Annotated in this window: 11 protein-coding genes and 1 pseudogene; 4 read left to right on the top strand and 8 right to left on the bottom strand. The window is 60.4% G+C overall.

The window, feature by feature from the left end; genetic code table 11:
- Positions 1-72: 72 nt before the first annotated feature.
- From hslU to trmL, 3 genes are all read right to left on the bottom strand, one after another.
- Positions 73-1,419 carry an ATP-dependent protease ATPase subunit HslU gene (gene hslU / locus NA637_RS10270; protein ID WP_256072160.1) on the bottom strand — a complete coding sequence of 449 codons (1,347 nt, stop codon included), beginning with the start codon at positions 1,417-1,419 and terminating at the stop codon, positions 73-75.
- 28 nt (positions 1,420-1,447) lie between these two features.
- Positions 1,448-1,984 carry an ATP-dependent protease subunit HslV gene (hslV, locus tag NA637_RS10265; RefSeq protein WP_256072159.1) on the bottom strand — a complete coding sequence of 179 codons (537 nt, stop codon included), beginning with the start codon at positions 1,982-1,984 and terminating at the stop codon, positions 1,448-1,450.
- Between the two features lie 204 nt (positions 1,985-2,188).
- Complete coding sequence (gene trmL, locus NA637_RS10260) at positions 2,189-2,650, bottom strand: tRNA (uridine(34)/cytosine(34)/5-carboxymethylaminomethyluridine(34)-2'-O)-methyltransferase TrmL (protein ID WP_256072158.1); 462 nt, start codon at positions 2,648-2,650, stop codon at positions 2,189-2,191.
- On the opposite strand from trmL, the gene NA637_RS10255 reads away from it, so the two are divergent.
- Positions 2,649-3,104, top strand: coding sequence for a hypothetical protein (locus NA637_RS10255; protein ID WP_256072157.1), 456 nt, complete (start codon positions 2,649-2,651; stop codon positions 3,102-3,104). The genes trmL and NA637_RS10255 overlap by 2 nt on opposite strands.
- Before the next feature lie 29 nt (positions 3,105-3,133).
- Here the strand turns inward: NA637_RS10255 and ntrC are convergent, their stop codons facing one another.
- The 5 genes from ntrC to glnA form a co-directional block, all read right to left on the bottom strand.
- A complete protein-coding gene (gene ntrC, locus NA637_RS10250) occupies positions 3,134-4,567 on the bottom strand; it encodes a nitrogen regulation protein NR(I) (RefSeq protein WP_256072156.1) in 1,434 nt (477 codons plus the stop codon).
- Positions 4,564-5,646, bottom strand: coding sequence for a nitrogen regulation protein NR(II) (gene glnL / locus NA637_RS10245; protein ID WP_256072155.1), 1,083 nt, complete (start codon positions 5,644-5,646; stop codon positions 4,564-4,566). Before glnL ends, ntrC begins: the two co-directional genes overlap by 4 nt.
- 167 nt (positions 5,647-5,813) lie before the next feature.
- Positions 5,814-6,446 carry a DUF4124 domain-containing protein gene (locus NA637_RS10240; RefSeq protein ID WP_256072154.1) on the bottom strand — a complete coding sequence of 211 codons (633 nt, stop codon included), beginning with the start codon at positions 6,444-6,446 and terminating at the stop codon, positions 5,814-5,816.
- A complete protein-coding gene (locus tag NA637_RS10235) occupies positions 6,443-6,970 on the bottom strand; it encodes a DUF4124 domain-containing protein (protein WP_256072153.1) in 528 nt (175 codons plus the stop codon). The genes NA637_RS10240 and NA637_RS10235 overlap by 4 nt, the downstream gene beginning before the upstream one ends.
- 184 nt (positions 6,971-7,154) lie before the next feature.
- A complete protein-coding gene (glnA, locus tag NA637_RS10230; protein ID WP_256072152.1) occupies positions 7,155-8,561 on the bottom strand; it encodes a glutamate--ammonia ligase in 1,407 nt (468 codons plus the stop codon).
- Positions 8,562-8,906: 345 nt separating this feature from the next.
- Between glnA and thiI the strand changes: the two genes are divergently transcribed.
- From thiI to NA637_RS10215, 3 genes and pseudogenes are all read left to right on the top strand, one after another.
- Positions 8,907-10,361, top strand: a complete 1,455-nt coding sequence (thiI, locus tag NA637_RS10225) for a tRNA uracil 4-sulfurtransferase ThiI (RefSeq protein ID WP_256072151.1) — start codon at positions 8,907-8,909, stop codon at positions 10,359-10,361.
- Between the two features lie 168 nt (positions 10,362-10,529).
- Positions 10,530-12,350 carry a translational GTPase TypA gene (gene typA / locus NA637_RS10220; RefSeq protein ID WP_256072150.1) on the top strand — a complete coding sequence of 607 codons (1,821 nt, stop codon included), beginning with the start codon at positions 10,530-10,532 and terminating at the stop codon, positions 12,348-12,350.
- Positions 12,351-12,544: 194 nt separating this feature from the next.
- Positions 12,545-13,441 (top strand): annotated as a pseudogene (locus NA637_RS10215) (IS4 family transposase); the annotation flags it as partial.
- Positions 13,442-13,634: the final 193 nt, after the last annotated feature.

Genomic DNA, 13,634 nt, shown 5'->3' with positions numbered 1-13,634 from the left:
AAGCTTGAAGCTTGAAGCTTGAAGCCAGGGCTTCGACTTTCGGCTTAAAGCTTCCAGCTTCCGGCTGCGTTATTAAAGGATATAGCGCGACAGGTCTTCGTCTTCGGCCAGCTCACCGAGGTGGCTGTTGACGTAAGCGGTATCGATGCGGATCGGCTCGCCATTCTGCTGTCCGGCCAGGTCGCCAGCGCTGAACGAGACCTCTTCCAGCAGGCGCTCAAGCAGCGTGTGCAGGCGGCGAGCACCGATGTTCTCGGTCTTCTCGTTGACCTGCCAGGCGATCTGCGCCAGGCGCTTGATGCCGTCCTCGGTGAACTCGATGCCCAGCCCTTCGGTCTTCAGCAGCTCACGATACTGCTCGGTCAGCGAGGCATGTGGCTCGGTGAGGATGCGCTCGAAGTCTTCCGGGGACAGCGCCTTGAGCTCGACGCGAATCGGCAGACGACCCTGCAGCTCCGGCACCAGATCGCTGGGCTTGGACAGGTGGAATGCACCCGAGGCAATGAACAGGATGTGATCGGTTTTGACCATGCCCAGCTTGGTGTTGACCGTGCTGCCTTCGATCAACGGCAGCAAGTCGCGCTGAACGCCCTCGCGGGAGACATCGGCGCCGCTGGTGTTGCCGCGCTTGGCGACCTTGTCGATCTCGTCGATGAAGACGATGCCGTGCTGCTCCACCGCTTCCAGTGCGCGGGCTTTGAGCTCTTCTTCATTGACCAGGCGCGCGGCTTCTTCATCGCGGACCAGTTTGAGTGCGTCCTTGATCTTCAGCTTGCGGCTCTTCTTCTTGCCTTTCCCCATGTTGGAGAAAAGGTTCTGTAGCTGATTGGTCATCTCCTCCATGCCTGGGGGAGCCATGATCTCGACGCCGGCTGGGCTCTCGGCCACTTCGATATCGATTTCCTTGTCGTCGAGCTGGCCCTCACGCAGGCGCTTGCGGAACAGCTGGCGCGTATTGGAATCCGTGCCCTGCACCGGTTGCTCGTCATTGAAGCCGGCCGGGCGCGCCTGAGGTAGCAGCGCGTCGAGGATGCGCTCTTCGGCGGCATCTTCGGCGCGATGGCGCATCTTCACTACTTCCTGCTCGCGGAGCATCTTCAGTGCGGCGTCGGCGAGGTCGCGGATGATCGACTCGACATCACGGCCGACATAACCCACTTCGGTGAACTTGGTCGCCTCTACCTTGATGAACGGCGCGTTGGCCAGCTTCGCCAGGCGCCGGGCGATCTCGGTCTTGCCTACGCCAGTGGGGCCGATCATCAGGATATTCTTCGGCGTCACTTCCGCGCGCAGCTCGGCGGAGAGCTGCATTCGCCGCCAGCGGTTGCGCAGGGCAATGGCGACGGCACGCTTGGCGTCGTCCTGGCCGACGATATGGCGGTTGAGTTCGTGGACGATCTCGCGGGGCGTCATGGACATGGTGCGGTACTCCGGGGCTCGAGGGCGATCAGATGGCGCTGTCGAGCTCCTCGATGGTGAGATTCTGGTTGGTAAAGACACAGATGGTGCCGGCAATGTTCAACGCGGTTTCGGTGATCTCCTGGGCGGACATGCCCTGGTCACCTTTCTGCATCAGTGCCATGGCGGCGGCCTGGGCGAAGCCGCCGCCGGAGCCCATGGCGATCAGGTCGTTCTCCGGCTGCACCACGTCGCCGTTGCCGGTGATGATCAGCGAGGCGTCCTTGTTGGCTACCGCCAGCATGGCTTCCAAGCGGCTCAGTGAGCGATCGGTCCGCCAGTCTTTGGCCAGCTCAACGGCCGCCCGAACCAAATGACCCTGGTGTTTTTCCAGTTGACCTTCGAAACGCTCGAACAGGGTGAAAGCATCGGCGGTGGCGCCAGCGAAGCCCGCCAGGACCTGGCCGTGATAGAGACGCCGGACTTTCTTGGCGTTGCCTTTCATGACGGTATTGCCGAGGGAAACCTGGCCGTCGCCGCCCATGACGACTTTGCCGTTGCGGCGTACTGAAACGATGGTGGTCAAAGGAAAATCTCCACGCAGCGGGGCGATGAACGCCCGAATGGGCTTGATATGGGGGACGCTGCCGCGCATTTCAACCGATGCGAGGGAATCGCGTCTCGCCCCTTATGACCCTGCCGACGTGACGCAGGCGGCTCGCCGTGCAGACAGGGCTGGGCGTTACCGATCGCCAAGCGACACCCACGGCCCGCTGTTGGCGAGGCAGCGCTATTGCAGCGCGAAGTCCAGCTGTCGCCAGGCCTCGTAGACGGCGATGGCCACGGTGTTGGAGAGGTTCAGACTGCGGCTGTCTGGACGCATCGGCAGGCGCAGGCGCTGCTCGTTGGGCAGCGCGTCGCGGATCTGCGGCGGTAAACCGCGACTTTCAGGGCCGAACAGGAAGGCATCGCCGCGCTGAAACCGAACCTCATGAAAGGGCTGCGAGCCTTTGGTGGTAAAGGCGAACAGGCGAGGGCGGCCGAGGCTCTCCAGGCAATTATCGAGATCGGCGTGTCGCTTGAGCGGCGCGTACTCGTGATAATCCAGCCCGGCGCGGCGCAATCGTTTGTCATCCAGCTCAAAGCCCAGCGGTTCGATCAGGTGCAGGCTGCAACCGGCATTGGCGCAGAGCCTGATAATGTTGCCGGTATTCGGCGGAATCTCCGGTTGAAAAAGGATTACATGAAACATGCGCGGCACCGACTCAGAAAACGACCGGCATTCTACTGCGGCAGGCGACCCTGCGGCTGACGATCCGCTACCTCGCCTACGCCGGCGCTTTTTCGGCTCGTTGGTGCTGCTCGGGCTGTTGTTCGGCTCTTTTCTCGGCTACGTCTTTCGGCCTGGACCGGTCGAGCTGTTGCGTATCGAGCCTGTAGCCAGTGGGCTGCAGCTATGGTTCAACCGCGAGCCGGAGCTCTACAGCCAGGACGTCGAAGGCGCCGTGGGCATGCTGTTTCAGTCCAAGGGCAGCGCCGATGCCGGGCGTGTAGCGGTTGGGAGCACCAGTGCTGGCTGGCGCGTGCAGACGACAGAGAAGGGGTTGTTGCTGCATTTCGTGGCGACCCGACCGCTCGTAGCCAGCTGGTCGGCTGAAAAAATCGGTGGCGAGTGGCGCTTGCGGGTCGAGGTCAGGCCGCGCTAAGGCGCCGCCGCCGGCTGCGCCGCTCCGGGTCAGGCTTGGTCGCCCTCATCCTCGTCCGCGCTGTCGCCCATTCCCAGGTCCTTGATCTTGCGCGTCAGCGTGTTCCGTCCCCAGCCCAGTAGCAGGGCCGCATCCCGGCGGCGGCCGGCGGTGTGCTTGAGTGCAGTCTCGATCATGATGCGCTCGAAAGCCGGTATCGCCTCGTCGAGCAGATTCGATTGGCCGCGAGCCAGCGCCAGGTCGGCCCACTGGCGTAGCGCCTGCTCCCAGTTGTTCGATGGCATGGCATCGGCTGGCTGATTGAGCAGTTCCGGGGGCAGGTCGCTGACATGCACTTCGCGCCCGGATGCCATCACCGTGATCCAGCGGCAGGTGTTCTCCAGTTGGCGCACGTTGCCCGGCCACGACAGGTTTTGCAGGTATTCCTCGGTTTCGGGCTTGAGCAGTTTGGTCTCGACTGCCAGCTCGGTGGCGGCACTGGCAAGAAAATGTGAGGCCAGCGTCGGGATGTCTTCGCGGCGGTCGGACAGCCGTGGGATATGGATGCGGATGACATTCAACCGATGAAACAGGTCTTCGCGAAACTTGCCGGCCTGAACCAGGGTTTCCAGGTCCTGGTGGGTAGCGGCAATGATGCGCACGTCGACCTTGACCGGTGTGTGACCGCCGACCCGATAGAACTCGCCGTCAGCCAGTACGCGCAGGAGGCGGGTCTGGGTGTCGGCGGGCATGTCGCCGATCTCGTCGAGGAACAGCGTGCCGCCATCGGCCTGCTCGAAGCGGCCGCGACGCTGGTTGGCAGCACCGGTGAAGGCCCCTTTCTCGTGGCCGAACAGCTCCGATTCCATCAGATCCTTTGGAATCGCGGCCATGTTCAGCGCAATAAAGGAGGAAGCCGAACGTGGGCTATGCCGGTGCAAGGCATGAGCGACCAGCTCCTTGCCGGTGCCGGACTCCCCGTTGATCAACACCGTAATGTTTGAATGGGAGAGGCGGCCAATGGCGCGGAACACCTCCTGCATCGCCGGTGCTTCGCCGATGATTTCCGCCGTGTGGCGTTGGTCGGCGGGTGCCTTGTGCCCTTGCTGCTCTTGGGCGTGCTGGTTGGCGCGCTTGACCAGCGATACCGCCTCATCCACATCGAAGGGCTTGGGCAGGTATTCGAACGCGCCGCCCTGATAGGAAGCCACCGCGCTGTCGAGGTCCGAATGCGCGGTCATGATGATCACCGGCAGACGCGGGTAGAGGTCGCGGATCTGCGCCAGCATGTCGAGACCGCTCACACCCGGCATGCGGATGTCGGAAATGATCACATCGGGCTGCTGCCGTGCGAGTTTCGCCAGTACACCATCAGCGCTTTCGAAGCTTTGGGTGGTCATGCCTTCCTGTTGCAGCGCTTTCTCCAGGACCCAGCGGATGGAGCGGTCATCGTCGACAATCCAGACAGTTTCGCTGCGGCTCATGGGGTGGATACTCCTTGTTCCAGCGGCAGGAAGATCGAAAACGCGGTATGCCCGGGATGGCTCTCGCATTCGATCAGGCCCTGGTGCTGGCTGATGATGTTCTGGGTAATGGCCAGGCCGAGGCCGGTGCCATCGGGGCGGCCGCTGACCATCGGGTAGAAAAGCGTATTCTGCAATTCGGCGGGAATGCCTGGCCCGTTGTCGATGATTTCGATCCGGGCGACCAGCCGATGACGGATATGGCCAATGGTGAACTGGCGCAGCGTGCGAGTACGGAGCGTCAGGCGGCCCAGCCCCAGTCCGGTTTGCCCGGCCAGCGCCTGCATGGCGTTACGCATGATGTTGAGCACGGCCTGAATCATCTGCTCGTGGTCCATCAGAACCTCGGGAATACTGGGGTCGTAATCACGCACCAAAATGAGGCTGCCTTGGCATTCGGCTTCGATCAGGCTGGCGACATGTTCGAGCACCTCGTGAATGTTGGTCATCACCAGCGATGGCAACTTGTTTGAGCCGAGCATCCGATCGACCAGGTTGCGCAGGCGGTCGGCCTCTTCGATGATGACTTCGGTGTAGTCCTTGAGGTGTTCTTCGGGCAGCTCGCGGGCCAGCAGTTGGGCGGCGCCGCGTATTCCGCCAAGCGGGTTCTTGATTTCATGGGCAAGGCCACGAACCAGCATCTTGGTGGTTTCCTGCTTGGACAGCTGCGCCTCTTCCTTGGTGATGCGCAGCAGTCGGTCGCGTGGCAGCACTTCCAGCAGCAGCATCGTCTCCAGCTTCGTCAGTACCGGCGTCACGGCGTAGTCGACGGTCAGCGACTGCCCGCTGGCCGAGGTGAGCGTTGCTTCCCGCTTGGTGAAGGGATGGGCTTCTTCGACGGCCAGGCGCAATGCCGCCAGGGCTTCGGAGGACTCGGTGAACAGTTCGCTGATGAACTGGCCGTGGCTGCGCTGGCCGCTGACGGCCAGCAGCATCTCGGCAGCGGGGTTCATGTATTCCAGGCGCAACCGAGAATCAAGCAAAAGGGTGGCGGTGGTGAGATTCTCGATCAGCAGGCGCTGTAGGGCTTCGTTGATCATGGCAGTCTGCATCCGGGGTGTACGTCGGGAAATGCAAGAAGCAAACCAAGGCGCTCCTTTTCGGCGCGGCGCCGCGGGCACTAGCGCTCCAGAGCAGGGCGTCGAAAGAAAAAAGAGGTCTGGAGCGGGAAGACTACACCAATGCACCAATCAGGTGCGCTAGATGGTCACAGAAAGGGCACGAAAGGAATATCCCTCTTTTCCTTTGGCTTGTCCTTTATCGGGCATTCGGGGCGAACGCCGTAATCGGCCTTCTTGCAGGGATTGACCATGCGCCGCTGAGCCAGCGAAGTGCGCTTCATATGGACGGTTATTGGTGCGCTGCTGTGCACCGTCACGTCTGCATTGTCGATCACCTCGACCACCAGCTGATGGCTGCCGCGATCCACATTCCCGAGGGCTATGGTCGTATTTGCGCCAGGCTCGCCTGCGGCCGTGCCGTCCATAAGCAAGCGGTACTGATGCCCAGGATGCAGCGGCGGGTTACTGGTTATGCTTACGGTCAGCTCCCCAGCATTGTTGCGGATAGTGGCTTCGGGCTCGGGCTGAACGATGGCGAGCGATACATAGCCCGGCGTTGGGGCTTTTATGACCTTTACTCGGCTCGGCGCGAGCGGCACCGGCTGGGCGGGCATGCTGTTGGACGGTTTGGTATCGACCGGCTCCGCCGCGCGGCCGCCGGGGCGATCGGTGAAAACCCGATTGCCATCGGCGTCGGTGTAGCTATAGATCGCAGCGGTTGAGGGAAGGGTGAGAGCGAGCAGAAGCCCAAACACTCCCAAGCGCAGGGCGTGGCTCATCGACGAGCCGGGCTGGAGGTGTGGACGCGCTGAACGGTGAACTGCTCCTGAGCGCGTAGCACGACTTGGTCTCCATCGAGCACTTCAACTTCAAGAACGTGCGTGCCGCGGTCGACGTTGTTCAACTGCATGACTGTGCCGCTGCTCGGTTTGCCCTGTGGCTCGCCATCCAGCAGAAAGCGAACCTGATGGCCCTGCCTCAGGGGCGGATCCAGTTGCGCATTGACCACGAAGGTTCCGTTGTTCGCGCGCAGCGCTTGCTCATCCGGAATGCCTCCGATGGACAAGCTGCGGTAAGACTGCTGCTGACCTTGACCACTTTGCTCGTTTGGCAGCGGCGGTGGTGGCTCTGGCGTCTTGATATTCACCGTATTGGCCGGCGGCAGGTCTACGGTGTCTGCCGTGACACCCTCCGGCGGCTGGTTGGTGTAGACCGTGTTGCCCTTGTCGTCGGTGTATTTGTAAATCTGCGCCATGGCGGGGGCCATGACAGCAAGTAGCAGGCTGAACAATGCAATGCGCATGGGAAGCTCCGCGGTAGGGGTGGCGAGAAGCCTTGCACCGTGCCGGCGGCGAGGCAAGCGCGACCGTTGCGATTTGGGATCGACGCCACTCCGGTCGTTTGCCAAAACGTCGGTATCAGCGACTAATGACATCGCAGAAACGGAAAAGCCTCCCGAAGGAGGCTTTTCTGTCACGCGTATTGGCTTAGACGCTGTAGTACAGGTCGTATTCCAGCGGGTGCACGAAGGTGCGCACCTTGATCTCTTCCTCGGACTTCAGCTCGATGTAGGCATCGATGAAGTCGTCGGAGAACACGCCGCCCTTGGTCAGGAACGCACGGCCCTTGTCGAGTTCTTCCAGGGCTTCTTTCAGGCTGCCGCAGACCTGCGGGATCAGCTTGCCTTCTTCCGGCGGCAGATCGTACAGGTTCTTGTCAGCCGCATCGCCGGGGTGGATCTTGTTCTGGATGCCGTCCAGGCCAGCCATCAGCAGTGCAGCGAAGCACAGGTAGGGGTTGGCAGCCGGGTCCGGGAAGCGCGCTTCGATACGGCGGGCTTTCGGGCTGGAAACGTACGGAATACGGATCGAGGCGGAACGGTTACGAGCCGAGTAGGCCAGCATGACTGGGGCCTCGAAGCCCGGAACCAGACGCTTGTAGGAGTTGGTGGCCGGGTTGGTGAAGCCGTTCAGCGCCTTGCCGTGCTTGATGATGCCGCCGATGAAGTACAGAGCGGTCTCGGACAGGCCGGCATAGCCTTCGCCAGCGAAGGTATTCTTGCCGTCTTTGGAGATCGACATGTGTACGTGCATGCCCGAACCGTTGTCGCCATACAGCGGCTTCGGCATGAAGGTCGCGGTCTTGCCGTAAACATCGGCCACGTTGTGCACGCAGTACTTCAGGGTCTGAACTTCGTCAGCCTTGTTGACCAGGGTGTTGAACTTGACGCCGATTTCGTTCTGACCGGCAGTCGCCACTTCGTGGTGATGGACTTCGACAACCAGACCCATCTCTTCCATCGCGTTACACATGGCAGTACGGATTTCATGGTCGTGGTCGCACGGCGGAACCGGGAAGTAACCGCCCTTCACGGCCGGACGATGGCCCTTGTTGCCGCCTTCGACATCCTGGTCGGTCATCCAGGAGCCTTGCTCGGAGTAGATCTTGAACATCGAGCCGGAGATGTCGGACTTGAACTTCACCTGGTCGAAGATGAAGAACTCAGGCTCCGGGCCGACGAATACGGAGTCACCGATGCCGGTGGACCTGAGGAATTCCTCGGCGCGCTTGGCGATGGAGCGCGGGTCACGGTCGTAGCCCTGCATGGTGCTTGGCTCGACGATGTCGCAGACCAGGATCAGGGTCGGCTCTTCGGTGAACGGATCCAGTACGGCAGTTTCATCGACCGGCATCAGGATCATGTCGGAGGCTTCGATGCCCTTCCAGCCATGGATGGACGAGCCGTCGAACATTTTGCCTTGCTCGAAGAAGTCTTCGTCCTGAGCATCGCGCGCCGGAACGGTCACGTGGTGCTGCTTGCCCTTGGTGTCGGTGAAGCGCAGATCAATCCACTTCACATCGTAATCTTTGATCAGTTGAAGCGACTTCGACATGGTGCTCTCCAGGTGGTGGAAGCGTTGACAGATATGCTTCCGGAATCTAGGGGGTGAAGCCGAGCGGGCGATACTCCGTCAAGGCGACCTGCCTCACAAGGGAGCAAATTACATGCCAGTGCTCCGAGATGGGTCCGGGCACCCTTGTTAAGCCGGCCTGGCGTATTCGCTGCCGTTTAGTGCTGCTGTGCTCGCCTAGATGCGCTCTAAACTGGTGCGGAAAATGATAATCTTGTTCCATTAGGGTGCACGTTGGGCTTTCCAATAAAACTGCCTAAAGCTTGACCAGATTCGGATATACTCCGCCCCCCTCTTTTCACGCCATGCTGGCGCTGTGCTGTTTCCATGAAGCTGATCGTCAAGGTCTTTCCCGAAATCACCATCAAGAGCCCACCGGTACGCAAGGGCTTCATTCGCCAGTTGGCGAAGAACATCCGTACCGTGTTGCGCGACCTCGATCCCGAACTGCGGGTGGAGGGCGTGTGGGACAACGTTGGGGTGGAAACTGCGCTCAGTGATCCGAAAGCCTTGCACCAGATGATCGAGCGCCTGCGCTGCACGCCGGGCATCGCGCATTGCCTGGAAGTGCACGAGTACCCGCTAGGCGATCTGGATGACATTGTCGCCAAGTGCAAGGCGCACTATGCCGACCGTCTGCCGGGCAAGCTCTTCGCCGTGCGCTGCAAGCGGGCAGGCAAGCACCCATTCAGCTCGATGGATGTGGAGCGCCATGTCGGCAGCCAGCTGCGCCAACAGTGCGGCGCAGCTGGCATCTCGCTGAAGGCACCGGAAGTCGAAGTGCGCATGGAGATCCGCGACCAGCGCCTGTTTGTCGTGCACGCACAGCACGACGGTATTGGCGGTTACCCGCTGGGCGCGTTGGAGCAAACCCTGGTGCTGATGTCCGGCGGTTTCGACTCGACCGTGGCGGCCTACCAGATGATGCGCCGCGGGTTGATGACCCATTTCTGCTTCTTCAACCTGGGTGGCCGCGCCCATGAGCTGGGCGTGATGGAAGTGGCCCACTATTTATGGAAGAAGTACGGCAGCTCCCATCGCGTACTGTTTATCAGCGTGCCGTTCGAAGAAGTGGTCGGCGAGATCCTGGAAAAGGTCGATAACAGCCAGATGGGCGTGGTGTTGAAACGCATGATGCTGCGCGTCTCGACCCAGATCGCCGAACGTTTGCATATCGACGCGCTGGTCACCGGTGAAGCGATCTCTCAGGTCTCGAGCCAGACGCTGCCGAATTTGTCGGTTATCGATTCGGCCACCGATATGCTGGTGCTGCGCCCGCTGATCGCCAGCCACAAACAGGACATCATCGACACCGCTTCCGAGATCGGCACCGCCGAGTTCGCCAAGCACATGCCGGAGTATTGCGGTGTGATATCGGTGAACCCGACGACCAAAGCCAAGCGCTATCGGGTCGAGCACGAAGAGAGGCAGTTCGACATGGCCATCCTCGAGCGTGCGCTGGCGAATGCTCGGCAGGTTGCGATCGACAGGGTCATCGACGAGCTGGGCCAGGATTTGCAGGTTGAAGAAGTCGTCGAGGCGAGTGCCGGGCAGGTGGTAATCGACATTCGCCATCCCGACCTTGCCGAGGACGAACCTCTGCAACTGCAGGGCATCGAAGTACGAACACTGCCGTTCTATGCACTGAACAACCGCTTCAAGGAACTGGACGACAATCGCCAGTACCTGCTGTATTGCGATAAAGGTGTCATGAGCCGCCTGCATGCTTATCATTTGCTGAGCGAGGGGCATGTCAATGTGCGCGTTTATCGTCCGAGCTAAACAGCCCGGCCTGCTGGGCGGCAGTATCCGCCACCGCCCTCCCGACCCGCTTTGCGGCTGAATCGCCGCAACACGTCGCTAACGATCGCCTCCCTTTATCCAATTTTTTCGCGTTGGGCAGCTTGAAGCATTTGCCGAGTAGCCCAACCCAACTACGAGACCACTACTGTGATCGACAACCTTCGCAACATCGCCATCATCGCTCACGTTGACCATGGCAAAACCACCCTGGTCGACAAGCTCCTGCGTCAGTCCGGCACCCTGGAGCGCGGCGAGCTCAACGACGAGCGCGTGATGGATTCGAACGACCAGGAAAAAGAGCGTGGCATCACCATTCTCGCCAAGAACACTGCGATCCGTTGGAACGACTACCGCATCAATATCGTCGATACCCCCGGCCACGCCGATTTCGGCGGTGAAGTCGAGCGCGTGATGTCGATGGTCGACTCCGTGCTGTTGCTGGTCGATGCCCAGGACGGCCCGATGCCGCAAACCCGCTTTGTGACCAAGAAGGCCTTCGAAGCCGGCCTGCGTCCGATCGTGGTGATCAACAAGGTCGACCGTCCGGGCGCGCGTCCTGATTGGGTGCTGGACCAGATCTTCGACCTGTTCGACAACCTCGGCGCCACCGAAGAGCAGTTGGACTTCCAGGTCGTCTACGCCTCGGCTCTGAACGGCATTGCCGGTCTGGATCACGCCGACATGGCCGACGACATGACCCCGCTGTACCAGGCCATCGTCGACCACGTACCGGCCCCGAAGGTCGACATGGACGGCCCGTTCCAGATGCAGATCTCGGCGCTGGACTACAACAGCTTCCTCGGCATCATCGGTGTCGGCCGTATCGCCCGCGGTCGGGTCAGGCCGAACACCCCGGTCACTGCCATCGACATGCACGGCAAGAAGCGTAACGGCCGTATCCTCAAGCTGATGGGTCACCATGGTCTGCACCGTGTCGACGTCGAAGAAGCCACCGCTGGCGACATCGTCTGCGTCAGCGGTATGGATGAATTGTTCATCTCTGACACCCTGTGCGACCAGAACCACGTCGAAGCGATGAAGCCGCTGACCGTTGACGAGCCGACCGTTTCCATGACCTTCCAGGTCAACGATTCGCCGTTCTGCGGCAAGGAAGGCAAGTTCGTCACCAGCCGTAACATCAAGGACCGTCTGGACAAGGAGCTGCTGTACAACGTGGCCCTGCGCGTCGAAGAAGGCGACTCGGCCGACAAGTTCAAGGTCTCCGGTCGTGGTGAGCTGCACCTGTCGGTCCTGATCGAGAACATGCGTCGCGAAGGCTTCGAAATGGCCGTAGGCCGTCCGGAAGTGATCATTCGTGAAGTCGACGGCGCCAAGCACGAGCCGTTCGAGAACGTCACCATCGATATTCCGGAAGAAGCCCAGGGCAAGGTCATGGAAGAGATGGGTCTGCGTAAGGGCGACCTGAGCAATATGGTGCCGGATGGCAAGGGCCGCGTGCGCCTTGAATACAATATCCCGGCCCGTGGCCTGATCGGTTTCCGTAACCACTTCCTGACCATCACCAACGGTGCGGGCATCCTGACTTCCATCTTCGACCGCTACGACGTGATGAAGTCCGGTCAGATGTCCGGTCGTCAGAACGGCGTGCTGGTATCGGTCGAGACCGGCAAGGCACTGACTTACTCCCTGGAAACCCTGCAGGCGCGCGGCAAGCTGTTCGTCGAGCATGGCCAGGAAATCTACAACGGTCAGATCGTCGGCCTGAACAGCCGTGACAACGACATGGGCGTCAACCCTACCAAGGGCAAGAAGCTCGACAACATGCGCGCTTCGGGCAAGGACGAAACCATCGCCCTGGTTCCGCCGGTGAAGTTCACGCTGGAACAGGCGCTGGAATTCATCCAGGACGACGAGCTGTGCGAAGTCACCCCGAAGTCGATCCGTCTGCGCAAGAAGATCCTCGACGAAGGTGAGCGCAACCGCGCTGCGAAAAAAGCCAAGGCTTGATTCGGGCTTAGTTGCAAAAAAGGCGCCTTAGGGCGCCTTTTTTGATGCTTCCATTACATCCTCCTTACAATCGATCAGGCGGTGGAAAGCTTATTCAGGCGGGAATACAGTCAACAAATCACCTGCCCCGAATGGCATTTACTTAATGCTTAGTGGTTGATTGGAAAAAGAAAGTCTGCTCTTGGCCTACGGTGATAGTTGCGAACACACATCGAGCCCAAGGAGCAGCCCACAGGCGCCAAGCCGTCATTCATCAACAGCAGCGTGCCCGCCGAGAAGCTTTGAATACCGATGCCTACGTCTTCCTCAACCTGCTGACCAGCCCCGAATTATTCGATTGCGTCGAGTCACTGCTGCCGGATCATCGGGAGCGGCTTTTTCCACCCACGTAGACGCTCTCCATGTTCATGGCTCAAGCGTTAAGTGCTGATCGCTCCTGTCAGAAGGCCGTCAATGACATGGCCGTCAAGCAACTGCTCGGCGGCTTGAAACCTTGCAGTACACATACTGGTGGCTGCTGCCGAGCCCGCCAGCGGTTGCCTGTTGAGATGGTTTCCAGCTTGGTGCGGAGTACCGGCACTATGATCAGTGCTTACTCAGCCAAGGCCTGAAAATGGAATGGGGAGACCGGTGCGGCTCGTGGATGGCACGACGGTGTCGATGCCGGATACGGCAGCCAATCAGGCGGGTTATCCGCAATCGCGTGGGCAAAAACCTGGCTTAGGTTTTCCGATCTGCCGGCTGGTTGGAATTGTCTGCCTGTCCAGTGGGGCGGTACTGAACGCCGCGTTGGGGCGTTTTCGGGGTAAGGGTGGCGATGAACAAACCCTGCTGCGGTCAATGCTCGACACGTTGAACGTCGGCGATGTGCTGGTGGGGATGCCTGCTACGCGACCTGGTTTTTGCTGTACGAATTGCAGCGTAGAGGCATTGATGGTGTGTTCGAGCAATATGGCGCGCGTCGACGCAATACCGATTTCCGGCGCGGTAAACGCTTGGGCGCGCGCGATCACCTGATTGGCCTGGACAAGCCCCAGAAGTGCCCGGCATGGATGAGCCTGGAGCACTATGAACAAGTTCCCGAGAGACTAGCAGCCTGTCGGACTTGAGCCCCGCAGGCAGATAGAACACTGGATTTTCCGGAAAACAGGCATTTTTTGCCAATTCCCCGGATTTATGCCTGTTTTTTGCTCAATTTCCGATTTGCAGGCGTAATACGGCCATGCGTTTCAGGTTCCATGCCAGGCACACCAGCGTCCATTCGCCGCTGACCTTTTTCATTCC

The sequence above is a fragment of the Stutzerimonas stutzeri genome, from assembly GCF_024448935.1.
Lineage (GTDB): Bacteria > Pseudomonadota > Gammaproteobacteria > Pseudomonadales > Pseudomonadaceae > Stutzerimonas > Stutzerimonas stutzeri_AO.
Note: the sequence above shows the minus strand (reverse complement) of the source record. Positions and strands in the feature narration are given on the sequence as shown.